This window comes from Myroides sp. N17-2 (assembly GCF_002286775.1).
In the GTDB taxonomy this organism is placed as follows: Bacteria; Bacteroidota; Bacteroidia; order Flavobacteriales; family Flavobacteriaceae; genus Flavobacterium.
The window spans coordinates 42,866-67,641 of sequence record NZ_NSGJ01000014.1 but is presented as its reverse complement, the minus strand read 5'-3'; the positions used below and the strand labels follow the sequence as shown (position 1 = coordinate 67,641).

Genomic DNA, 24,776 nt, shown 5'->3' with positions numbered 1-24,776 from the left:
AGCTAAATGAACTACAAAAATACTTTCTTCTTCTGTATACACAAATAAACTATGATTCATTATCTTTATGTTTTATCAACTACCTAGACTATGTCCCTACTTATCAATGAAAATCTGTTAATTCCATTCCCGCAAAAGATAGACTTATCTATACAGTTTTCTTATGAAATAGTAGATATACACAATAGTTTTGATTACTTAGAAGAGCTATGGGATGAGATTATTTCTACCATTTCGACTAGTATACAAGACAGAGGAATTACATTCTTAAAAGGAAAGACAAATATTAATGACACTTTTACTATCATTGCCTATGATATCATAATATTAGGTATTCCACCTTCTCTCAACTTAGCCTTTATATACGATGAATTAAGCAGTATTGAGTTACCTAACATATTTACAATCTATACGCCTAATCATTACAATCATAAGGTGAATGATATACTAATACATACAAATTAAGAAATGATTAGATCTATAGCAGCAAGTTATTTAATAGGTAAGGCATACATATAGTTTTCCCAAGAACCAGGAGAGAAGCTCCAGTTACCATCTTTTTTAATCAACACAAACACATCCAAAGAATCACTTGTAACATTTATAAGACTACTTCCTATAACCATATCAAAGTTTGCTTTACTAGTATCAGGATTTCCTTGTAAGTTAGCCCCAATAGAAGGTTTATTAGTTACTGTTCCTCCTATAAAGTTAAAACCAACTTCTGCTCTAGCTATAGTAGATGAAGACAAACAAGACTCTAACCATAAATTATTAGTTCCTTTATTATCTATAGTTAAACCCCAAGTCACAATCCACTTTCCCCTTCTTAATTTTATACTTGTATTAGAATAAATATGTCCTGTAGCATTAGCTGGATTCACAACATTAGCACCTGTAAAGACACCTACTACTGCAGGTATTGCTTCTGGTAATACTTTAATCGTACCGACTCCATCTTCATTAGATGTAAGTACTTTATCTGTACCTTGATTTCCATCTGTTATCTTCACACTTCCATTTACCTCAAAACGAACTGAAGGATTCAAAACACCTATTCCGACATTTCCTTCTTTAGTTATCACAAAATCGTCCTTAGTTTCATCTGAAGAAGGACTAACTATAGAGGGGTTATTTCCTTTTCCATCAACGTGAAAAGGATGTAAAGGCAATTTATTATTTACTCCAACCTGTGCCATACTAAAAGCGCTGTATAGAGTTATAAGTAAGGTTATTATCTTTATTTTCATTGTAACTGTATTAATTTAAACAAACTACAAAATAGGACTAGCGTAAAAATAGTTTTGAGCTGCTTCAGGATCAAATGACCAACTTCCGCTTTTTTCAATCAATAAATACAAAGTAATATTCTCTGCAGTTACCTCTATAACAGAACTTCCCATTAACATTCCATTGCCTACTTTTAATCTTGCAGCATTAGCCGTACCTGTATTTGCCAAAGTAGTAAACTTAAAACCATTTTGTTCTTTTCCAGTTTTTAAAGTAGACAAAACAGAATGTATCCACTTTGATGTGTTCATTTTAAGATTAATACCACTATTAACAACCCATCTTCCTTTAGTCAACTGAACATAATAATATGAAAATATATGACTTTGGTTAGCTGCACCACTGCTTGAAGTAACAAGCGCATTCCCTTCTAACTGCCCTACTAGAGTTGGAATATCATAAGCTACCTTTTCCCATTTCCCTACTCCATTCTTATCAGAAACCAATATCTTCCCAATCCCTTCGGCTCCATCCTTTATACGAATAGTACCATTTATTTCTAATTTAGATGTAGGGTTAACAACTCCTATCCCAACATTCCCTTCTTTTGTAACAACAAAATCATCTTTACCCTCTTCTATACTAGGTAATTTATCTACAGGATTATTCCCCTTAGCATCTATGTGTACAAGATGCTGTGGTAATACTGTACCAATCCCTACTTGAGAATACCCTAAAAAAGGTAATAGTATAATTATCAAATAAAATATAGAATTCCTCATATAACAATAATCTAACTAAACATTCCGATCCATAATTACACTACTGGTATAGCATAAAAATAATTCTCCCATGATGAAGGAGAAAATGTCCAAATATTAACATTCTCAATCAATACATAAATAGTAACAGTATCAGCTGTCACATCTATAACTGAACTACCAAACAATAAAGCAAATTCTGAACCACCAGCCACACGAGACGCATAGGATGTATTATTCTTAGCAGGACCTAAAAAAGTAAAGCCCGTTTGTTGTCTCCCTGTCTTCACAGTAGATAACACTGCATGCATCCATCTATTATTTGTGGAATGTATTGTCAATCCACAATTAACAATCCATCTACCTTTAGGCAAAATAATGTATCCTCTACTATAAGTATAACTTCTAGTATCTTCTGTACCGCTAAAAGCCACTTGAGCACTGCTCTCGAAAGTCCCCACTATCGTTGGCACAATAAATGGCACGGTACTCCATCTCATATTTCCAAAGCTATCTGACGTAAGAATCTTATTATCTCCCTGACTCCCATCCATTATCTTTACTTGTCCATTAACATCTATCTTGGCTTGTGGAGTATATGAACCAACACCTACATTACCTTCTTTTGTAACAACAAAATCATCTTTTTCTTGTTCTATATTCGGCGCAATACCTATAGAATTATTTTTACTTCCATCTACATGAAATACTTGTAAAGGAAGAGGTACATTAATCCCAACTTGTCCATAACTACTAGGAATTAAATAAACTAAAAATAACAAAGAAAGCACTTTTCTCATATTAACACTTTTCAAACCAACATTAAATATCTGCAATTATTACAACACCAAAGATATAAAACACCATATAGAAAACAATTACAAATGTTAATATTATATCACTGATAAGTGAAAAATATCAAAATAAAAATAATTAAACACAAAAAGGCATAAAAAAATAAACAAAACAATGTTTTTAATAAAATAACAACCCTAAAAATGACATAATATGCTATTTCTAATTATCCTCCCCCTCTAATTACCTATCATTAGGGCTATAGATTTACTTTTTTTCACCTTGTTATTCACGAAAGAACTCATTATATACTTCGTTTTATATTTTCTTTACTATAAACAGCCTCCTTCCTTACAATCCAAAAAAGACAAAAAATCTGTATTTATTCACTTAGCTTGTATACAATAAATATTAATTGCAATGAAGTAACTATACTAGTCATTCCACTATATCTAGACTTACTTTCATATACAATAAACTAAACGTACCGAATTACTCAAACATATTTACAATCTGCGCTCCTAATATTTTTAAAAACAGAATAAAAGACATTATCTTACATGCTTTATAAAAGTCAAGAAACATGAAAGCATCTGCAACGAATAAATCCCTATTACCACTTCCTAATGACTTAAAAAAACTGTGTAAAACTATTTGCCTATTAGACGCTATACTGTGTCAAGAGTGGGAATATCGTTATTATTCTTACGACAAAAAATGGTCTGAAGACGAAGAGTTTTTTCAAATGAGAGATGGAGAAGGTAATGATATGATGATTCTGTTTAAACAAGATGGTACAGTCATCAATGGTTTTGAACACGAACTTTATGATTACGAAGCAGAATTACCTAGTAAAGAAAAACTAACAGATAAATTACCTGAGCAGTATAGTGAATTTATCTTTGGAGAATTAATAGCTACCATCGGTACTACTTATTGCATTTGGACTGATGATAATAATCAATGGACAACAGGAGTTTTAGAACACGAACAAGATGGTTCAGAAGAACAGCTAGCTATCTTTAATACTGATCCGAATACTTATATTAAATGGGCTGTAGATTATTATTACGAAGGTGAGGAATTATCAGATTCAAGCATTGAAGTAATCAAATCTATTTATCAAGGTGTCACCTTAACCAAAGAAATGATTACTACTCTTGCTCCAGAATTAGAAGATTGGGATTTACTAAAAGAGGATATTAATGGCATTGGTTATCCATCTACCATTTAAGCTATTACTATGATAAAACCACTTACAACAGCTTATCTATCTCAAGCGTTAGAAGTGCTTGATCTTGTAAAAAGTCATATGATACAACAAGGTCTTGATCAATGGGATGAACATTATCCTAATCAAGAGACCTTGACTACTGATCTACATAAACAACAAGCCTATATCTATTTGGAGCATGGAATGATACTTGCTTATATGGTTTTAAATGAAGAATATGATATAGAATACGATGATTTGGTTTGGTCTACAAAGACACCATTTCTCGTCATTCACAGATTATTTGTTCATCCTATAGCACAGGGCAAAGGTATCTCAAGCCAAATGATCCTCTATGCAGAACAATATGCTAAGGAACATCAATACCACTCTATACGCTTTGATGCTTACTCTCTTAATGATACAGCTAATGCAGTCTATCTTAAAAAAGGTTATACACATGTAGGAACTGTTACTTTTAGAAAAGGTGTATTCAACTGTTATGAGAAAGCTTTATAAAAAAACCGAGCCTATACAGACTCGGTTTTCTAATATCTTTACTAATATGATATACTAATTCTCTAAGTTTTTGCAAAACATATTCTGACCAAACTATCTTCATAGTCTTACCACTTAGATACCATCTCTTTTACTTCATCATGTGTATAATATCTCCCCTCTTCATAGTCTTTACGAGAAATAGCTAATCTACGCTCTAACTCTTCTTCAGACATAGGCGTAAACATATCCTCTTCTACACCTTTAAGAGAACTAACATATTCACTTATCCTATCGATTAAGGCTTCATCATTTATATCCTTAAGGAAGTTCACTAACTGTTCTCTTTTTGTTTCTATGCTCATAACCTATTCATTTACAACACAAAGTTAATCATAACATTTTAAACCCGAAATACGCGATAGACAAATAAACGAAAAGTAATTATACAAGATAGGTCTGAATTAGTAATACAAGCATACTACAGTATGGTTTTAGAGCTAATGAAAGAGCTATAAAGTAGAATTGCTTTGTAGTATTTGGCTAATGCGGATTTTGGGTTTAACTAAAGTATAACAATTAAACTTTACCTCATAAAAAAACCGAGCCTATACAGACTCGGTTTCTTTCTTTATAACTATAAAACGGGGAGGAATTATTTTACCTCTTCGTAATCTACATCTTGTGTACCATCAGCATCACCACCTTGGTTAGGTTGTCCTTGTTCAGGAGCACCTTGTCCACCTTCAGCTTGTGCTTTGTACATTTCTTCAGAAGCAGCTTTCCAAGCTTCGTTGATTTTATCTAACGCAGGTTGAATAGTTTCTACATTTTTAGTTTCAAAAGCAGTTTTTAATTCTGCTAAAGCACCTTCGATGTTAGACTTATTACCATCAGATAATTTATCTCCGAATTCTTTTAACTGTTTCTCTGTTTGGAAAATCATAGCATCAGCTTCGTTGATTTTTTCAACAGACTCTTTTGCTTTTTTATCAGCATCAGCATTCGCCTCAGCTTCTTGTTTCATTCTTTGGATTTCTTCTTCAGTTAATCCAGATGAAGCCTCGATACGAATATCGTGAGATTTACCAGTTCCTTTATCTGTAGCAGATACTTTGATAATACCATTTGCATCGATATCGAAAGTTACTTCGATTTGAGGAACACCTCTTTGTGCAGGTGGTAAACCATCTAAGTGGAAACGACCGATTGTCTTGTTATCATTAGCCATTGGTCTTTCTCCTTGTAATACGTGGATTTCAACCGATGGTTGGTTATCCGCAGCTGTAGAGAACACTTGTGATTTCTTAGTAGGAATCGTTGTGTTCGACTCAATCAACTTAGTGAATACACCTCCCATAGTTTCGATACCTAATGAAAGTGGCGTAACATCTAATAACAATACGTCTTTTACATCTCCAGTTAATACTCCACCTTGAATAGCAGCACCAACAGCAACTACCTCATCAGGGTTAACTCCTTTATGTGGTTTTTTACCAAAGAACTTCTCTACTTCTTCTTGGATTCTTGGGATACGTGTAGAACCTCCTACTAAGATTACCTCATCGATATCTGATTTAGATAAACCAGCATCTTTTAAAGCTTTCTCACATGGAAGCATAGAACGACGTACTAAATCATCAGACAATTGCTCAAATTTAGCTCTTGTTAATGTTTGTACCAAGTGTTTTGGTCCAGAAGCAGTAGCTGTTACATAAGGTAAGTTAATCTCTGTTTGTGTTGCAGATGATAACTCAACTTTAGCTTTCTCAGCAGCCTCTTTTAAACGTTGTAATGCCATAGGATCTTGACGTAAATCTACACCTTCAGCAGCTTTAAACTCTTCTGCTAACCAGTTGATGATTACGTTATCAAAATCATCTCCTCCTAAGTGAGTATCTCCATTAGTAGATAATACTTCGAATACACCATCTCCTAACTCAAGGATAGAGATATCGAATGTACCACCACCTAAGTCATATACTACTACTTTTTGATCTTTTCCTGTTTTATCTAATCCGTATGCTAACGCAGCCGCTGTAGGCTCGTTGATAATACGTCTTACTTTTAATCCTGCGATTTCTCCTGCTTCCTTAGTCGCTTGACGTTGTGCGTCATTAAAGTAAGCTGGTACAGTGATTACAGCTTCTGATACCTCTTGTCCTAAGAAATCCTCAGCTGTTTTTTTCATTTTTTGCAAAATCATTGCAGAGATCTCTTGTGGAGTATATAGACGTCCGTCGATATCTACACGTGGAGTGTCGTTATCTCCTTTAACAACTTTGTAAGGTACTGAAGATGTCTCTTTTACAGACTCACTATATTTTTCTCCCATAAAACGTTTGATAGAAGCAACCGTTTTAGTTGGGTTAGTTACAGCCTGACGTTTTGCAGGATCACCTACTTTAATCTCTCCACCTTCTACGAAAGCTACGATAGATGGTGTAGTTCTTTTTCCTTCAGCGTTTGAAATTACTACTGGCTCGTTTCCTTCCATTACAGAAACACAAGAGTTTGTAGTTCCTAAGTCAATACCAATTATTTTACTCATAATATTTTCTATAGTTTATTTTTATACTTAATTCATTGTTGTGAGCATCAAGCTCGGTTACTCTTAAACAATCTTTGTGCCAACAGAAAAAAAGTTCCTTTTTGTCTGTTTTTAGTCAGTTTTAAGCATTCTATAATGTCACAATGTCACTTTTAAGCCTTTCTACAATCATCTTATTGCCTTTTTCGTCAGTTTATATTGTCAGTAATATGAAGCAAGATTGAACAATTAATTACTTTTTATCCTTTGTAAAAATATAATTGAGATTATATTCCTCTTAAAAAAACATAATGTCCCTCTATCAGATCTGCTCATTTTAAATTTCGTAAATTTGCAACTTGATACTCATTTCTATTTCATTAGAAATCAATGATCCTATCTCATAAGGATTAAGCTTATTTTACCCTATTCCATTCCAAAAACACTTTATTAATAGCTTCTTTTAGAATTGTTCCTATCTTCATTCATATGAATGTATACTGACAGCATTGTGAGAGTATAGTGACTCCATTAAAAAATCTGTTTTAATGGAGTCACTATGGACTCATTATGGACTCACTATGGACTCAAACGAACCAAAACTGCATAAAAACCCCTATTCTAGCCTACTAACAAATGATATGATTATTTTAAAATATTGACCTTGAAGAATGGTCTGAAAAATCACAAAAAACCTGATATTCATTGCTTTGCAAAGATATGAATTTAATATTAAGATTTTACTACACCCTTAATTTATCATCAGTAAGAGATTTATCGATAATTCACTAGGTTTAGGCATTAAACCCTCATTACATTAGCCAAATACTACAAAGCAATTCTACTTCATAGCTCTTTCATTATTTCCATAATCATACTATAGTATGCTGGAATCGCTAACTCAGACCTATCTTATATAATTACTTTTCGTTTATATGTCTAGCGCATAATTTGGGTTCAAAACAAAAGACAAATAATCGTCTCAAGGAGCATTAATTTAATTGTCGGATAGTACTAACCAGTATACCATTAAAATGTACTTCTCAACTTGCGTTAAATAAGTCCCTAAAAGTTGTCTCTGATTAGAATTTAGCTATCTTCGTATTATTAAACTCACTACTATTTTATGGAATGTATTTCTGTATTTGATATGCTAAAGATTGGCGTTGGACCATCGAGTTCACACACTTTAGGCCCTTGGAGAGCTGCAGAGCTATTTTTAAAAGAATTGCGCGAACGCAATATCTTTGACCAAGTTTCATCTTTAAAAATCGACTTATTTGGTTCTCTATCTCTAACAGGAGTCGGGCACGCTACTGATTTAGCAGTTATGCTAGGGCTTAGCGGAGCTGATCCAGAATATGTTCCTATAGATGATATTAGTGGTATTATTGAACAAATAAACACTTCACAATCAATTCTATTAGGAGGTAAAACGTCTATTCACTTTATCCCTAAAGAACACATTGTATTTAATAGAAACTTCTTGCCATTCCACGCTAATGGAATGACTTTTACTGCTAAATATGGAGAACATAATAGCTATGAATCTACCTTCTACTCTATCGGCGGAGGATTTGTCGTTAAAGAAGAAAGTGTAGAAAATACAGAAAACGAAGAAATTAAAGCTACTTTCCCTTTCCCTATAGAGAAGGCTACAGAGCTATTAGCATACTGTAAAGAGCAGAATAAATCTGTATCTGAAATTGTGTATGAAAACGAGAAATCTATACGTACAGAAGACGAAATACACCATGAACTAATGCGTATCTGGAACACGATGTTAGAGTGTATGTACATCGGATGTCACACTGAAGGTATCTTACCTGGAGGACTTAATGTACGCAGACGTGCTTATGATACACACACTAAACTTAAGGGTGAATTACCTTATAATACTCCACAAGAGTGGTTACAAACAATCAGAAAAACGAAAGTTTACTTTAGACAAATATTAAAATGGGTTAGCTGTTTTGCACTAGCTGTTAATGAAGTAAATGCTGCATTAGGGCGTGTAGTAACTGCACCTACTAATGGTAGTGCAGGTGTTATCCCTTCTGTATTAATGTACTATTTAGTAATCGAAAACCACAAAGCTAGCGAGAAAGAGATTAAACAGTTCCTTATGGTAGCTGGTGAGATCGGTAGTATCTTTAAAAAAGGAGCGACTATATCTGCTGCTATGGGTGGATGCCAAGCTGAGATAGGTGTATCTAGCGCTATGGCTGCTGGTGCTCTATGTGAATTAATGGGAGGTACTCCTGAGCAAGTAATGGTAGCTGCAGAGATAGCAATGGAGCATCACTTAGGGCTTACTTGTGACCCTATAGGTGGATTAGTACAAGTACCATGTATCGAAAGAAATACGATGGGAGCTATTAAAGCTATAAATGCTGCAGAACTAGCCTTAGATACTGATCCTAAAAATGCTAAAGTACCTTTAGATAAAGTAGTAAATACAATGTGGGAAACTGCAAAAGATATGAATAATAAATACAAAGAGACTTCTGAAGGAGGTCTGGCTGTAGCTGTAAATTTAGCTGACTGTTAATAACAATGAAACAAACTATTTCCTTACTATGTTTATTAATCTCATCGATCGCGGTGAGTCAAAACCCATTATATGTAACTACTCCTACAGTAGCTTATGATGATGCTAATGGAACTAACCAAATCGGTGTATATGTTCATGGTGCATACTTAGAAAATGTAGAAAAAATAAGCAAAGATGTATTTAAGGTTACCACGGAATATTCAGGTATTACCTATATCTTAGATACTGCTAATCTTAAAGAAATCATTACTAATGCAGATGAGTCAGAGAAGTCTCCTGCTCCTATTATTGATTTTGATGATTACTATGGTAGCCCTCACTTATTCACAGTAGTAGGTGGACTTAAAGTTAGAAAGGCTCCTAATCATCAGTCTGAGACATTAGGTGTATTATATAATGGTACTCCTGTAGGGATTAACTACTATCCTTATGACAAAGAGGCTTGGATAAAAATTACCTTTAACGAAGGACAAGGTTATATCCCTGTGAAGTACTTAGGAAAAAGACCAATACTTGCTAATTTAATAGCTAGCTATAAGAAAGCTACTGATCCGAAAGAACAAAAAAGACTAACGCAACGTATAGTAGAACTTGGTTGGAATAGTTCTGATGAAGAGGCTGCAAAAGCTTTATTAGTATTCGCTGACTTCGCAGAGAAAAACGGACAACCTGAAAAAGGGGCTATTGCTAGATTACAAGCTGAAGTACTAAAAGCTACACCTGAGGAAGAAATGTATGAGAAGATACTAGCGATGGTGAGCAAAAAACAACTTGGTTTTACGTTAAATAATGTGATAGAACCAACAAAAGGTTTTAGCTTAGCCACGTTAGAGAAGACTTTCGGAAAGATTAAAGAAAGTTATTCTAACTTAGACGACTGTGCTTTAGATAACTATGAGAGCAATATTAAGTTCAATAATGCTGAATGTATCGGTCATGATGTTAACAAGACCTATACTTTAAGAATAGTTAATATCGCTAATGGTGCAGGTTTTAAGATAAATAATAGTGTATTAAACGAAAATACAACTGAGAAAGAATTTTTAAAAATTGGAAAGGGATTAATTAACTTAATTCTATCTACTGAGAAAGCTTATCAAATACCTATAGGTGATTCAGCATATCGATTCACATTTGCAGAGGGTAAGTTAAGTAAGGTAGAGTTAATATATTTCTGTTAGTCTTATTTCTAATATTTATATATTATTTTATAATAACCCAAAAAAACAAGAAAAATGTCTGTAGCAAAAAAGGACTATAAAAAAGTGACAACTAAGTCGCTAATAGATATGAAAGCCAACGGAGAGAAGATATCAATGCTTACGTGTTATGACTACTCTATGGCTAAAGTATTAGAAGCAGGTGGAGTTGACGTTATGCTTGTAGGAGATTCTGCTAGTAACGTTATGGCTGGTCATGAGACTACCTTACCGATCACACTAGATCAGATGATCTATCACGCACAGTCTGTAGTACGTGGAGCTGACAGAGCGCTAATTGTTGTGGATTTACCATTTGGTTCTTACCAATCTGATCCTAAAGAAGCATTGCGTTCAGCTATTCGTATTATGAAAGAAAGTGGAGCTCACGCTGTCAAGATGGAAGGTGGAGAAGAAATCAGAGATGGTATTAAGCGTATCTTAGATGCTGGTATTCCTGTGATGGGACACTTAGGTCTTACACCTCAGTCTATCTATAAATTCGGTACTTACACTGTAAGAGCGAAAGAAGAAGAAGAAGCTAACCAACTTATCAAAGATGCTAAGATGTTAGAAGAGATAGGATGTTTCTCATTAGTATTAGAGAAGATTCCTGCTTCACTAGCGAAAAAAGTAGCTGAGAGTATCTCTATACCTGTTATTGGTATCGGTGCTGGTAATGGTGTAGATGGTCAAGTATTAGTAATACACGATATGATCGGTCTTACACATGAGTTTAGCCCTAAATTCTTACGTCGTTATATGAATATCTATGAAGATATGAAAAACGCAGTAGCTCAATATGTTGATGATGTAAAAGCTGTTGACTTCCCTAACGAGAAAGAGCAGTACTAGAAACAATAAATACATTATACTATCTTAAATATCCTTTTTAAAATTAAAAAGGATATTTTTGTTTAAAATTATTACAGATGAAAATTGTCTCTACACCCGAAAACCTACAAGTACTATATGAGGATAACCATATTATCATTATCAATAAACGCGTAGGTGATCTTGTACAAGGTGATCAGACAGGCGATATGCCGTTAAGCGAAATAGTAAAGCTTTACTTAAAGAAGAAACACAATAAACCTGGCGAAGTATACTTAGGTGTAATACATCGTCTAGATCGCCCTACTTCAGGGTTAGTGGTATTCGCTAAAACGTCAAAAGCGCTAACGCGATTAAACGAATCTTTTAAGAACAGAGAAACACAGAAGACCTATTGGGCAGTGGTAAAGGATGCACCACCTAAGGTAGAAGACACTTTAGAACACTTCTTAGTCAGAAACCCTAAGAACAATACTTCGAAGGCGCATAAGAAAGAAGTTCCTAATAGCAAGAAAGCTAAACTTACTTATACGATGTTTCACCAGTTAAAGAACTACTCTGCTTTAGAGATAGACTTATACACTGGAAGACATCATCAGATACGCTGTCAGTTAGCCGCAGTAGGATGTCCTATTAAAGGAGATCTAAAGTATGGTGCTGATAGAAGTAATCCAGATGGAGGAATACACTTACACGCTCGTAAGCTTACCTTTATTCATCCTGTAACTAAAGAGAGTATGACTATCATAGCTCCTACTCCAGATGAAGTGATATGGAATAATATAGAACCTAAATAATATGAAAGGCTATTCAGAGATGAGTAGCCTTTTCTTATTTAATTGTATATTAGTATTAAAATTGCAACCAATGAAAATAGAACAGAAATACTCCTATACACTTAACTCAGAAGAGACTATCCTCTCTGCTACGCTATCTAAAGAAGATGAAGTGGTAATGGTACTGAGTAATGGTGATGTGGTAAAATATAACTTCCTATCTAATGAGGCTACTGAAGTATCAACGCTTAAAGACAGTATAAAATATCCTGATAATGGCTTTGATCTAACTGACTGGATTTCTATCTATACGCTAGATGATATCATCGTTATAGTCAATGACTTTAAACGCCACGGTTATGTATTTAACTCAAAACAAGAATACCGATTACACTTATGGAGAGGAGAATATTATGTAGAACACTCTAAATACCCTATCTCCTTATATAAAGATGATAACGACGTACCACATCTTATCTATGCAGATGACTGGAACCGTGTACAGATTATGAATCTTAATACTCGCCAAGTCTTAACTGCTACCAAATCATTAATAGAAGAAGGTGCTGAAGAACGTCACATAGAATATTATAAAACCCAAAAAGAATCAAACAAACTTGCTTGGCCTAGAAGCTATGACTACTTCTATGGGGAGTTAATGATGGCTCCTGATAATAAACACTTCGCTAGTGCAGGGTGGTTTTGGGGTTCATATGATTGTAGTAATGCTTATCTTATCGATGATTTTATCAATAACATTAGAATATCTGATATTCATATCACAACTGGCGAGCATATAGTCAGATCTATGTGCTGGGTAAATAACAACACTATTGCTATAGAATATGATCCTAATGTAGAAGGTGATGATGATGCTACAAAAGAATCATTAAAAGAAATACATTTATATCAAATAGAAAATAATAAATCGAACTTATCAGAAAAGATAAAACTACAAGATAAAGACATCAAATACGACAATATGTACTTTGATACAACACTAGATGCCTTTGTATTAATCAACTCAACTAAAGCTGTATATATCGTCTCAAAGACAGGAGAAGTACTACATCAGGATAATACTATTCGTACAAGAACATATAACACTACGTATCAGCAGTTCTTAGAGCTTAAGGAGAAGAGTGTGAGTGTGTATAAGCTAGTATAGCTAATATACATACTAAAAAAGGCTGTCTTTTCGAACAGCCCTTTATACTATTTATCAGTTGCGATAGCCTTACCACTTCTAGACCATTCACTCCATGAGCCTACATATAATTTAGGAGTTGGTAATCCTGCTGCTGTAATCGCTAATAAAGTATGACATGCTGTGATACCAGAGCCACAGTGTACTGCTCTATTATTTAAAGGATAATCACCTAATACAGAACTATACTTCACTTTTAATAACTCTTCACTTAAGAACAGTCCTTCACTATCTAAATTAGACATATAGGGAATGTTAATCGCACCAGGTATATGCCCTGCTATAGTATCTATAGGTTCTGAGATTCCTTTATATCTACTCTCCTCACGCACATCGATCACGATATAATCTTCGCGCTCTGCATTAACAGCTATCTCATTAATATCAGCTAATGGCAATTGCCATGCAGTAACAGGATAAAGTCCTACTTCACTTATCTCTACTTTATTATTATTGACAGGATAACCTGCTTTCTCAGCTGCTACCATCCCTCCACTTAACACTTGTACCTTTTGATGTCCTACTGCTGTAAGCATCCACCAAAAGCGCGCTGCTGAATTACCTCCAAATACTGTATCGTAAATAATCACATGACTATCTGGTGTTATCCCTAACTCTTGAAGGCTTTGACCAAACTTCTCTACAGATGGCAAGGGGTGTCTCCCTCCTTTAGAAGCATCCTCTCCTATCTCTGCCAACTGCGTATTCCCATCTACGAATATAGCTCCTTCTAAATGTTGATTGTCATAATTCTCTCTCGCGACTTTACTATTCGTAGCGTCTATTAATATAAATGAACTACCTGAGTCTTTTAACTGTACTAGTTCTTGTGGTTTAATGATTGGTTTCATTTAGTTTGTATGTTTTGGTTGTATACTTTTTATAAACTTGGCGGAACGATAATCTTAGCTAGGTTTAGATCTAAAGCTAAGAAGTCTCTATTTTCCTTAACAGCGACAAATGCCTTAGTCGCTAATATAGATGTTTCATCTTCTATAAGCTTGCGTTTTACTACCATATTTGCTTGATAAATCATCTGAATACTATGCTCCGATTCTGATAATTCTACTTCTAGTTTTAAGATTCCGTATTCTTCTGCCACCAAATATGGCATTACTTTATTAATAACAGGATTAAAGGCTTTAGAGTTATAGACTGTCACTAATTTAGGTAAAATACGCTCTCCTGATACTACAGATGGCTTGCGAGTATATATAATTTTTTCTACCGGATAGCCCGCTATTTCACTTACCACACCAGTCGCTACTCGATCATACTTATCTAAGGTAATATTGGTTTGCAACTGTTCAGCTTCTAAAAAACCTTTGCCATAACGAAAGTTAAGCTTTGCATTAGGCACTATGGTAGACCCAGCATATCCTTGTCCTTCTTCTAGTAAATCATTCCATCTATTTTCTAATACATAACTTGGTCCTTCTCCCTTGTATACTACTTCATAGCCAGCTACATAGATATTATTCTTTAAAAATGGAAGTGTACCATACCTAGTGATAAAGCTAGGATTAGCCTTGATAAAAGCATTCAGATGTTCAGCTTGCTCAGCAGGCAGTTGACTAATATACTTCTTTCCTAATTCCTTACTGTATAACGGATCTTCACTTATCGCTCTTAGAAAGTCTTCTACTATAGTATCACTAAAAGACATCTGATAAGTTAGTGCTCCTTCTTCAAATTCACTAATCTCTTTATCCTTATTACTTGTCTTTTCTATAGTTGTTGTATCTTCTTGTTGTTCCTTATTCTTACAGCTGACTACTAATAATCCGATAGCTAATAACCCTATGCTTATTCTTCTCATCTCCTTTTTATTTTCAAAAAACTAAAGTACGAAAATAGTAATCACAGGATTTATAAAAAGCCCTTTTCTTTATATTAAATCCCCAAAAAGATATAACGCTTCATAATAATTGTATAACAGCATATCTGCCTTTTTATTCGTACTTTGTATATGTAAAAAAGAATACCCTATAAATATGAAAAAAGAATATAAAGTAAGCGGTATGAGCTGTAATGGTTGTAGAACCAAAATAGAAGATACGCTTAATGAAATACACGGTATTAAAGCTGAAGTCTCATTAGAAAAAGAATATGCCAACATAGAATCACATCATGATATAGATACATTAACCTTACAAAAAGCATTACTTCAAAAAGGGAACTATATCTTACAAGAGATTGTGACTAAAGAAGATGGTACTCAAGAGATACTTCCAGCATTAGAGATAAGTGAGGAAGAGATGTACGTACAAGAATTGCCAGAAGGTATGGCTGATAAAGCGGGTAAATACTTCTGTCCAATGCTATGTGAGGGAGATAAAGTCTATGATACCAACGTAGGATGTCCTGTCTGTGGGATGAACTTAGAACAAATACCTGCTCCTAAAGTAGAAAAGACAGTATACTACTGTCCGATGCTGTGTGAGGGAGAAAAAACGTATGACAAACCAGGTAACTGTCCTAAGTGCGGGATGAATCTAGTCCCTAAAACAATAATGGTAGAGCAGGAAGACACTACATACACTGATATGCTTAAGAAATTGCGTATATCAGTTGGGTTTACTATTCCTGTCTTTATACTAGCTATGGGATCTATGATACCAGGTGATCCAATAGGTAAGATAGTGCCTCATGAATGGAATAACTATATCCAATTATTATTTACTATTCCTGTAGTATGGGTATGTTGGATGTTCTTTACTAGAGCGTGGACTTCATTCAAAACTTGGAATCTGAATATGTTTAGTTTGATTGGATTAGGATCAGCAGCCGGTTTGCTATTTAGTGTAGTGGCGCTATTCTTCCCGGACTTATTTCCTCAGGACTTTAAGGGAGAACATGGTATACATTTATATTTCGAATCTGTAGCAGTGATCCTAACCTTAGTACTAGTAGGTCAGGTAATGGAAGCTAAGGCACATAGTCGTACGAATACAGCTATCAAAGAATTATTAAAACTATCACCTACTGAAGCTACTTTAGTAACTGACAGTGGTGAAGAGGTTATCCAAATAGAGAAAATAGTAAAGGGTGATCGCTTACGTGTAAAACCAGGAGAAAAAATACCTGTAGATGGTGTCATCAGTGAAGGAGAATCTAGTATAGATGAATCTATGATTACTGGAGAGCCTATCCCTGTACATAAGGTAAAAGACGATAAAGTAGTCTCTGGTACAATCAACGGAAATAGCTCATTCATTATGACTGCAGAGAAAGTAGGTAATGAAACGCTATTAGCACAAATCATCGAAATGGTGAATAACGCAAGTAGATCTAGAGCCCCTATCCAGAAGCTGGCAGATCAGGTAGCGAAGTATTTCGTGCCTATCGTAGTGCTGATTTCTATAGCGACATTTATTCTATGGAAAGTAATGGGACCTGAGCCTAAACTTGCTTATGCATTCGTAAACGCACTTGCTGTATTGATTATCGCTTGTCCATGTGCATTAGGATTAGCTACTCCTATGTCTATTATGGTAGGTATCGGTAAGGGGGCTCAGAATGGTATTCTGATTAAGAATGCTGAAGCTTTAGAAACAGCGAATAAAGTAAATGTCTTAATCACTGACAAAACAGGTACTCTTACAGAAGGGAAGCCATCAGTAGAAAAGATAGTAAGTGTACACCCTGATTATACTGAAGAGGAGCTATTAATGCTTACAGCTTCATTAAATCAAAATAGTGAACACGCACTGGCTACTTCGTTTACGAATAAAGCGAAAGAGCAAAAGATGCAGTTGACTCCTGTCAAAATGTTTAATAACATCACAGGAAAAGGAATACAAGGTGTAGTAGATAAAAAACGTGTTTCTCTAGGAAATAAAGCACTTATGGAAGTAATACAAGCTGAAATAACGGCTAGTATTCTACCACAAGTAGAAAAAGAACAGAACTTAGGAAAGACCGTTTCTTATATCGCAGAAGGAAATACAATCATCGGATACGCTGTACTGTTTGACAAAATAAAAGAAAGTAGTAAACAAGCTGTAAAACAATTACAAGACAAGGGAATCGAAGTGATTATGATCACTGGTGATAACCCTAATACGGCTAAAGCAGTAGCTAATGAATTAGGAATTAAACATTTCTTAGCTGAGGCAATGCCAGAAGACAAGTTAAATGAAATCAAAAAGCTACAAGAGCAAGGTAAAATTGTCGCAATGGCTGGTGATGGAATAAATGATGCTCCTGCCCTAGCCCAAGCTAACGTAGGTATCTCAATGGGTACAGGAACTGATGTAGCGATAGAAAGTGCTGAAGTAACTTTATTACAAGGGGATTTAGCTGGTATACCTAAAGCAATCAACCTAAGCCATGGAGTAATGAAGAATATTAAACAAAACTTGTTCTTCGCATTTATCTATAATAGTGTGGGAATACCAATAGCAGCAGGGATATTATACCCGATGTTCGGTATCGTATTATCACCTATGATAGCAGCAGTAGCGATGAGTTTTAGCTCTGTATCAGTTATTACTAACTCATTAAGACTAAAAAACATTAAACTTTAATCATCATTTTTTTTTTATAACCTTAAATCTACAGATAACATTTAAACGAGAATGATTTGTGCAAAACAGAGCAAAATTAGTGATTAAAGCACACTGTAGTGTGGTTTTAGAGCTAATTGACGCTATGTAAAGTAGAATTAATTCGCAGTAAATGGTGGTTGCAGATTTAGGGTATTACCTTAAATCTAATTTAAGGTAATCCTTTCATTTTTTAAGTCGGAGCGATAGCAATAGCTCCGACTTTTTTTTGTGCTGATTTTAGGTTAACTAAAGGACAAAAAAAAGCCAGGGCTCACTATCCCGGGCTTTTTTATTCACCTTAAAAACTAAAACTGTAAACACAAATACCAAATTTTAGTTGATTAAACCGAAAAAAAGGCCATTCAGAGAATGGCCTATTCAGATACATCTATATAAGAAAAAACAAGTCCCCACTCTGTTTTTTAATAATTGTATTAGATGCTCTGAGTAATATCTTCAAGCTTAACAGGTGCTAATGTACAAATAAAATACTAATATTAACAAATAAAAGAATACATAATAACAAATTAATACATCAACAACAAATCAATCAATAAAATAACATTAAATAGCAACTTATAACTAACAGACACTATGTTTATTAACAAATACAAGAGAATCATAAATACTATCTAATGTAAACACAGCCTTAACAATGATTATTGCTCATTAAGTTACTTTTTCTCCTACTTGCTGATACCTTACAATAACACAATATTACTTATCACAAAACATAAGGTTACCTGCTATCATTAAAACAAGGTTTTCTTCTTCCCAAAAACGAAACATATACTATTATTATATCATCCATACTACCTAACCATTTGTATCATTCTCTTTAACAATATCAACTCTAAATGACTTTTATTTGAAGTAAAAAAAACTTACTTTAGCACCAATTATTATTAAATCAATAACAACACGATGAAACAAGTAACTTTAAACCATATACACGAAGCTTTAGGGGCTAAGATGGTTCCTTTCGCAGGTTTTAATATGCCAGTACAATATGAAGGAGTAAATGCAGAACACGAGACAGTAAGAAATGGAGTTGGTGTATTTGATGTATCTCACATGGGAATCTTCAAAATATCAGGACCTAATGCTTTAGCATTAATCCAAAAGGTTACTTCTAATGATGCATCTGTATTAGTAGATGGTAAAGCACAATACTGCTACTTCCCAAATACAACTGGAGGAGTTATAGATGATATTATTACATATAGAGTAAATGAAAACGAATATTTGATGGTTGTAAACGCATCAAATATTGAGAAAGATTGGAACTGGATAAGTTCTCATAACGATATGAATGCTACATTAGAAAACTTATCTGATGGGTACTCTATCTTAGCTATTCAAGGGCCTAAAGCTATTGAAGCAATGCAAAGCCTTACTGCTGTAAACTTAGCAGATATTAAATTCTACAACTTCGTGATTGACACTTTCGCAGGTGTGAATGATGTAGTTATCTCTGCTACAGGATACACTGGATCAGGAGGTTTTGAAGTTTATGTAAAAAACCAAGATGTTGAAGCACTTTGGAACAAAGTATTTGAAGCAGGTGCTAACTGGGGTATCAAACCTATCGGATTAGCTGCACGTGATACTTTACGTCTTGAGATGGGATACTGTCTATATGGTAACGAGCTAAACGATGAGATTTCTCCATTAGAAGCTGGTTTAGGATGGGTGACTAAATTCACAAAGAACTTTATCAACTCTGATAACTTAAAAGCTGAGAAAGAAGCTGGTATCAAAAATAGATTAGTAGGTTTTGAATTAATCGGTAAAGGTATTCCAAGACACGACTACGAAATCGTTGATGCAGAAGGTAACGTAATCGGAAAAGTAACTTCTGGTACGCAATCTCCTTCATTAGGAAAAGGAATCGGTATGGGATATGTACCTGTAGCTCTTGCAGCTGAAGGTAGCCAAATCTTCATCCGTATTCGTAAAAATGACATTGAAGCAAAAGTGGTTAAAACACCATTCTACAAAAAATAAGACAAATAGAAGAGAGTTTAGAAATAAGCTCTCTTTTTTTTTGTGATATATTTGAATAATGAGTTATTTTTGCACTACTAAAAATTAAGTAAATAATTATTATGGGAAGAGCGTTTGAATTTAGAAAAGGACGTAAGCTAAAACGTTGGTCTGCTATGGCTAAAACGTTTACAAGAATTGGTAAGGATATCGTAATGGCTGTTAAAGAAGGCGGACCTAATCCTGAGGCTAATTCACGCCTTCGTGCAGTAATACAAAATGCTAAGGCAGCGAATATGCCTAAAGAAAACGTAGAACGTGCTATTAAACGTGCTACGGATAAAGATACTGAGAACTATAAAGAAGTTATCTTCGAAGGATACGGACCACACGGAATCGCTTTCTTAATCGAAACAGCAACTGATAACAATAATAGAACAGTAGCAAACATTAGAAGTTACTTCAACAAATGTAACGGGACAATGGGTACGCAAGGTTCTGTTGAGTTTATGTTTGACCACACGTGTAACTTTAGAATCCCTGCTGAAGAAGGTAGAGATTTAGAAGAGTTCGAATTAGAATTAATAGACTACGGTATCGACGAAATCTTTGAAGACGAAGATGGTGTAATGATTTATGCTCCTTTCGAAAGCTTTGGTGCTATCCAAAAAGAATTGGAAAGCAGAGGTATCGAGATTTTATCTTCTGGATTTGATAGAATTCCTCAAGTAACAAAAGAATTAACAGAAGCTGAAATGGCTGATGTTGAGAAATTGTTAGACAAGATCGAAGAAGATGATGACGTACAAAACGTTTTCACTACAATGGCTTAATAACCATTGACTAAAATATAAAAAAACGAGCTGTTTATAATTAAACAGCTCGTTTTTCTTTTTATATATCTGTGAGACAGAATTTTTTAGGAGGATACCCATAGTGCTTTTTAAACGCTTTAGAAAAAGCGACAGAAGATGAATATCCTAGATCAAAAGCTATCTCAGTTATAGTGTGCTTAGCAGCTTCCAACTTCTGAATAGCGACATTCATTCTTCTCTGTTGTGCATATTCAAACAAACCTAGGTTATATAAGTACTTAAAACCTTTTTTTAGTTTATACTCATTGATAAAAAACATCTTTGACAGCTCCTCTGTAGTATAAAACTCTTTATAGTTTAGATCTATAAAATCACGTACATTTAATAAGATTACCTCATCTTCCACTGTCAGTTTTATACCGAGTTGCAACTTAGTACACTCTTCTACTCTCACTTCTTTCTCATTTAATAAAATAGATACTATTTCTAAAACCTTACTTTTTACAAAGATTTCTTTTGCAATACCTTTATAGTTACAAGTCTTGATTACATTAGATAAGATTAGTAACTCTTGAGTCAACTTTACTTCTTTCACTAAACTGTAAGACTGATTATTCTTAATAGCATTAGTAAACTCAGCAATAGTCTCATCATACTGGCTCCATTCATTAAAAAAATCTAGAGGCAAATAGATATCTAAATGTTCATATACAGCATCTTTCTCAAATAGTACATCTGCTGTACTACCGCATTGAAGATATCCTAAATAACAATGAAATGGAAGGTATCTATTCGTTTTCCCATTTAAAACATCCCGTACAATATGCTTCCCAAAAAAGAAACTTAACTCTATATAATCAGTCTCTTCAAATACATACTGCAACTTATAATCTTGATTATACTTTAGATAGTATTGTCTTATAATAATATCCACACTATCGAATATATAATAAGTAGTAAACATTCCTAAATCATTTACAAGTTCTTTCTTAGACTGAGACATCGCTTTAGTCACCATATTCTCTATCACAAAGAACTCTACTATCTCTTCTCCGTTTTTCATAAACTACTACTTAGATTACTAAAATGCTATTTTTTATTCCCTTTTGGCTAAGCTAGTCCATACGAGAGAATATACTTTTGTTTGCGAATTCAAATTTATTCAATCTAAATTAACTATTTGATGAAACCACTATTTTTAATTAAAACAAGTCATAAATATCTATTTACAGGTCTACTACTAGCCTCTTTAAATAGCTTTGCACAAGAGAATGGAAACCTTAAAGGGACTATTGTCAGTCATACACAAGAGAAACTAGCAGGGACTAGTATTATCTTAAACAATAATGTATTTACAGCTATAGCTGATAACAATGGGAAATATCTATTCGAAAACATCAAATCTGGGAAGTACCTTATAACGGTGCAATATAAAAATACGATCGAGAGAGATAGTATTACGATAGCGCCTAATCAAACATTATCAAAAGACTTTATGCTTTATGATGACAATAGCGAAACACTAAATGCTGTGGTCATTAATACAAATAAGAATATTCGTTCTTCTTCTTCTTTGCGTACAGCTGCTAATTTACTTGACGTACCCCAAAATATCCAAGTCATCGATAAAGGGTTAATGGATGACCAAATTAGTATCACAATGAGTGATGCGATAGCACAGAATGTGAGTGGTGTTCGTTCTGTGTTACATCAAGAACAAGCTGGTGCAGGTATTTATGCTCGAGGATATACTGCTACTAACTTGCGTAATGGGATGGATATATCTGGTACTTTCGGCCCTCTGAGAGAAGATAATACTTTTATAGAACGAGTAGAATTCGTTAAAGGACCGGCAGGTTTTATGATGGGAAACACTCAGCCAGGTGGATTCTATAACATTGTTACCAAAAAGCCTATGGGGGCTAATAAGACTACTGTCAGAACTACACTAGGTAGTTATAATCTATATCGTGCAGAGGTAGATGTGGATACTAAACTGACAAAAAATGAAAAACTATTATTCCGACTAAATGGAATGGCTACCAAAACAAGTTCATATCAACTATACAATAAAAACAGTTATCTATCATTTGCTCCTTCTCTAAAATACAACATTAGCGAAGATACCAACGTTACTTTCGAATACATATTTAACTCTAATGAATTCGAAGGTGGGTTTGCTAAATATGCCTATTCAAAGAATGGTTTTAAAGACCTACCGCGTAAATTTACTTTTAGTGACCCTATCATAGACCCTACTACGATTAAAGAGCATAATGTATTCATTAATCTTAATCACCGCCTAAATGATGATTGGAATCTTACTGCTAAACTAGGGTATGTAAAAGCAACTATGGAAGGAGAGAATATGTATCCTATTTATAATTCTATAGATGATCAAGGTAATGTTACACGTGGATTATCAATAAATGATGCATTAAACACTGCTAAAGTAGGTCAAGTGTACATGAATGGTAAATTTAATATCACTGACAAGATTAAAAACAATGTTCTTTTCGGTTTAGATATGGGGCAAAAAGAACATATGGCTGACTGGTCTGAAATTGCAGATGATAAGGGGAATATCATTCAAGTTGGGCCTAAATTCAACATCTATAATCCAGTGTATGGAAAACTAACAAAAAAAGACATTCCTACTTATGATCGCTCTCGTTCTTTAAGAGAAAGAGCCGCTGGTAATATCCAAGAGTACAGCTACATCTCATTATACATCCAAGATGAGATATTATTACTTGATGAAAAACTTAGATTAGGACTAGGAGTACGTTACACCTCAACAGAAAAAACAACAAGTGCTTCTAAAGGAGATGCTGTAAAAAATCAAGCATATACACCAAGGTTCAGTGTAAGTTATTCTATTACACCTGCATTTACAGCTTATGCACTTTATGATCAAAGCTTTCAAGAACAAGCTGGTAAATTAGAGAATAACAAAACAGCAGATCCTTCTAAAGGAACTAACAAGGAGTTTGGGCTTAAGAAAACTTGGTTTGAAAAGAAACTATTCACCTCTTTAGCCTTCTATCAAGTAGATAAAACTAATATATTAACTCCATTAGATGCAAGTGCTAATAATCAAATTATGGTACAGAGTGGTAAAGCTACGTCTAAAGGAATAGAGTTTGATATGAATGGCCAAATCACAGAAGGATTAACATTGACTATGAACTATGCTTATACAGATGCTAAGATAACTGAAGACAATAACCCTAATAAAAAAGGACAACTCCTTCCTGGAACTGCAAAACACAGTACTAATGCTTGGTTAACGTATAGAGTGCCATCAGGAACCTTTGAAGGTTTAGGATTTTCTCTTGGGTATCAATATCAAAAGGATCGCTCACAAGCTCCTGTCCAAGCCAAAACATATTTACCAGATGATTACTTTACTCTTGACGGTGGTGTATCTTATAAGAAAGACAATTATGCCTTTAATCTTATAGTCAACAATATCACGGATAGATATAACTATGTGGGTTACTTCCCAGGAGCTTGGGGATATACACATTATGGCTGGAGAGCTACTACTCCTCTATCATTTAAACTTAGTCTAGCGTATACTTTTTAAGTAGACAATTTATTTAAACCTAAAATAAGTGATAGACAGATAAACGAAAAGTAATTATACAAGGTAGGTCTGAATTAATGATTAAAGCATACTATAGTATGGTTTTAGAATTAATGAAAGAGCTATGAAGTAGAATTGCTTTGTAGTATTTGGCTAATGCTGATTCTGGGTTTAACTCCATCCCCTTCAAAACATTTGTATTGGAGGGGATTTTTCTTTCTAACCTCAACCTTCTATCA

Annotated in this window: 20 protein-coding genes; 12 read left to right on the top strand and 8 right to left on the bottom strand. The window is 34.2% G+C overall.

All coding sequences use genetic code 11. From position 1 onward, the window contains the following. The first annotated feature begins 90 nt into the window (after positions 1 to 90). Positions 91 to 465 carry a hypothetical protein gene (locus CF599_RS07920; RefSeq protein WP_121965499.1) on the top strand — a complete coding sequence of 125 codons (375 nt, stop codon included), beginning with the start codon at positions 91 to 93 and terminating at the stop codon, positions 463 to 465. A gap of 26 nt (positions 466 to 491) precedes the next feature. Here CF599_RS07920 and CF599_RS07915 read toward each other — a convergent pair whose 3' ends face one another. Genes CF599_RS07915 through CF599_RS07905 form a run of 3 tightly spaced genes read right to left on the bottom strand, consistent with a single transcriptional unit; the run spans position 492 to position 2,791 of the window. Then, positions 492 to 1,250: a hypothetical protein gene (locus CF599_RS07915; RefSeq protein ID WP_121965498.1), complete on the bottom strand. Its 759-nt coding sequence runs from the start codon at positions 1,248 to 1,250 to the stop codon at positions 492 to 494. A 24-nt stretch (positions 1,251 to 1,274) separates the two neighbouring features. Further along, complete coding sequence (locus CF599_RS07910) at positions 1,275 to 2,012, bottom strand: hypothetical protein (RefSeq protein ID WP_121965497.1); 738 nt, start codon at positions 2,010 to 2,012, stop codon at positions 1,275 to 1,277. 35 nt (positions 2,013 to 2,047) lie between these two features. Further along, positions 2,048 to 2,791 (bottom strand): hypothetical protein, encoded by a 744-nt coding sequence (locus CF599_RS07905; protein WP_121965496.1) that lies wholly within the window; start codon positions 2,789 to 2,791, stop codon positions 2,048 to 2,050. A 578-nt stretch (positions 2,792 to 3,369) separates the two neighbouring features. Here CF599_RS07905 and CF599_RS07900 point away from each other — a divergent pair. Both CF599_RS07900 and CF599_RS07895 read left to right on the top strand, forming a co-directional pair. Continuing rightward, positions 3,370 to 4,020 (top strand): hypothetical protein, encoded by a 651-nt coding sequence (locus CF599_RS07900; protein ID WP_121965495.1) that lies wholly within the window; start codon positions 3,370 to 3,372, stop codon positions 4,018 to 4,020. 9 nt (positions 4,021 to 4,029) lie between these two features. Continuing rightward, the gene (locus CF599_RS07895) at positions 4,030 to 4,518 is read left to right on the top strand and encodes a GNAT family N-acetyltransferase (protein WP_121965494.1); all 489 of its coding nucleotides are present in this window, start codon (positions 4,030 to 4,032) and stop codon (positions 4,516 to 4,518) included. A 107-nt stretch (positions 4,519 to 4,625) separates the two neighbouring features. On the opposite strand, the gene CF599_RS07890 is transcribed toward CF599_RS07895, so the two are convergent. Beyond that, positions 4,626 to 4,862, bottom strand: a complete 237-nt coding sequence (locus tag CF599_RS07890) for a hypothetical protein (protein WP_121965493.1) — start codon at positions 4,860 to 4,862, stop codon at positions 4,626 to 4,628. 290 nt (positions 4,863 to 5,152) lie between these two features. Further along, positions 5,153 to 7,048 (bottom strand): molecular chaperone DnaK, encoded by a 1,896-nt coding sequence (dnaK, locus tag CF599_RS07880; RefSeq protein ID WP_121965492.1) that lies wholly within the window; start codon positions 7,046 to 7,048, stop codon positions 5,153 to 5,155. Between the two features lie 1,105 nt (positions 7,049 to 8,153). On the opposite strand from dnaK, the gene CF599_RS07875 reads away from it, so the two are divergent. The 5 genes from CF599_RS07875 (at position 8,154) to CF599_RS07855 (ending at position 13,558) form a co-directional block, all read left to right on the top strand. Beyond that, complete coding sequence (locus CF599_RS07875; RefSeq protein ID WP_121965491.1) at positions 8,154 to 9,578, top strand: L-serine ammonia-lyase; 1,425 nt, start codon at positions 8,154 to 8,156, stop codon at positions 9,576 to 9,578. A gap of 5 nt (positions 9,579 to 9,583) precedes the next feature. Continuing rightward, positions 9,584 to 10,762, top strand: a complete 1,179-nt coding sequence (locus CF599_RS07870) for an SH3 domain-containing protein (RefSeq protein WP_121965490.1) — start codon at positions 9,584 to 9,586, stop codon at positions 10,760 to 10,762. A 54-nt stretch (positions 10,763 to 10,816) separates the two neighbouring features. Continuing rightward, positions 10,817 to 11,635, top strand: coding sequence for a 3-methyl-2-oxobutanoate hydroxymethyltransferase (gene panB, locus CF599_RS07865; protein WP_121965489.1), 819 nt, complete (start codon positions 10,817 to 10,819; stop codon positions 11,633 to 11,635). Between the two features lie 77 nt (positions 11,636 to 11,712). Beyond that, positions 11,713 to 12,411: an RluA family pseudouridine synthase gene (locus CF599_RS07860; RefSeq protein WP_121965488.1), complete on the top strand. Its 699-nt coding sequence runs from the start codon at positions 11,713 to 11,715 to the stop codon at positions 12,409 to 12,411. Between the two features lie 70 nt (positions 12,412 to 12,481). Then, positions 12,482 to 13,558, top strand: coding sequence for a hypothetical protein (locus CF599_RS07855; RefSeq protein ID WP_121965487.1), 1,077 nt, complete (start codon positions 12,482 to 12,484; stop codon positions 13,556 to 13,558). A 47-nt stretch (positions 13,559 to 13,605) separates the two neighbouring features. Here the strand turns inward: CF599_RS07855 and CF599_RS07850 are convergent, their stop codons facing one another. Together CF599_RS07850 and CF599_RS07845 are read right to left on the bottom strand one after the other, a co-directional pair. Continuing rightward, positions 13,606 to 14,448 carry a sulfurtransferase gene (locus CF599_RS07850; protein ID WP_121965486.1) on the bottom strand — a complete coding sequence of 281 codons (843 nt, stop codon included), beginning with the start codon at positions 14,446 to 14,448 and terminating at the stop codon, positions 13,606 to 13,608. A gap of 29 nt (positions 14,449 to 14,477) precedes the next feature. Beyond that, positions 14,478 to 15,416 carry a hypothetical protein gene (locus CF599_RS07845; RefSeq protein WP_121965485.1) on the bottom strand — a complete coding sequence of 313 codons (939 nt, stop codon included), beginning with the start codon at positions 15,414 to 15,416 and terminating at the stop codon, positions 14,478 to 14,480. Between the two features lie 175 nt (positions 15,417 to 15,591). On the opposite strand from CF599_RS07845, the gene CF599_RS07840 reads away from it, so the two are divergent. From CF599_RS07840 to CF599_RS07830, 3 genes are all read left to right on the top strand, one after another. After that, entirely contained in the window at positions 15,592 to 18,126 is a 2,535-nt protein-coding gene (locus CF599_RS07840) for a heavy metal translocating P-type ATPase (RefSeq protein ID WP_121965484.1), read from the top strand. A gap of 945 nt (positions 18,127 to 19,071) precedes the next feature. Next, complete coding sequence (gene gcvT / locus CF599_RS07835; protein ID WP_121965483.1) at positions 19,072 to 20,154, top strand: glycine cleavage system aminomethyltransferase GcvT; 1,083 nt, start codon at positions 19,072 to 19,074, stop codon at positions 20,152 to 20,154. 101 nt (positions 20,155 to 20,255) lie between these two features. Beyond that, the gene (locus CF599_RS07830; RefSeq protein WP_121965482.1) at positions 20,256 to 20,966 is read left to right on the top strand and encodes a YebC/PmpR family DNA-binding transcriptional regulator; all 711 of its coding nucleotides are present in this window, start codon (positions 20,256 to 20,258) and stop codon (positions 20,964 to 20,966) included. A 61-nt stretch (positions 20,967 to 21,027) separates the two neighbouring features. Here the strand turns inward: CF599_RS07830 and CF599_RS07825 are convergent, their stop codons facing one another. Further along, complete coding sequence (locus CF599_RS07825) at positions 21,028 to 22,011, bottom strand: AraC family transcriptional regulator (RefSeq protein ID WP_121965481.1); 984 nt, start codon at positions 22,009 to 22,011, stop codon at positions 21,028 to 21,030. Between the two features lie 120 nt (positions 22,012 to 22,131). Between CF599_RS07825 and CF599_RS07820 the strand changes: the two genes are divergently transcribed. Continuing rightward, complete coding sequence (locus tag CF599_RS07820; RefSeq protein WP_121965480.1) at positions 22,132 to 24,537, top strand: TonB-dependent receptor; 2,406 nt, start codon at positions 22,132 to 22,134, stop codon at positions 24,535 to 24,537. Positions 24,538 to 24,776 lie beyond the last annotated feature (239 nt).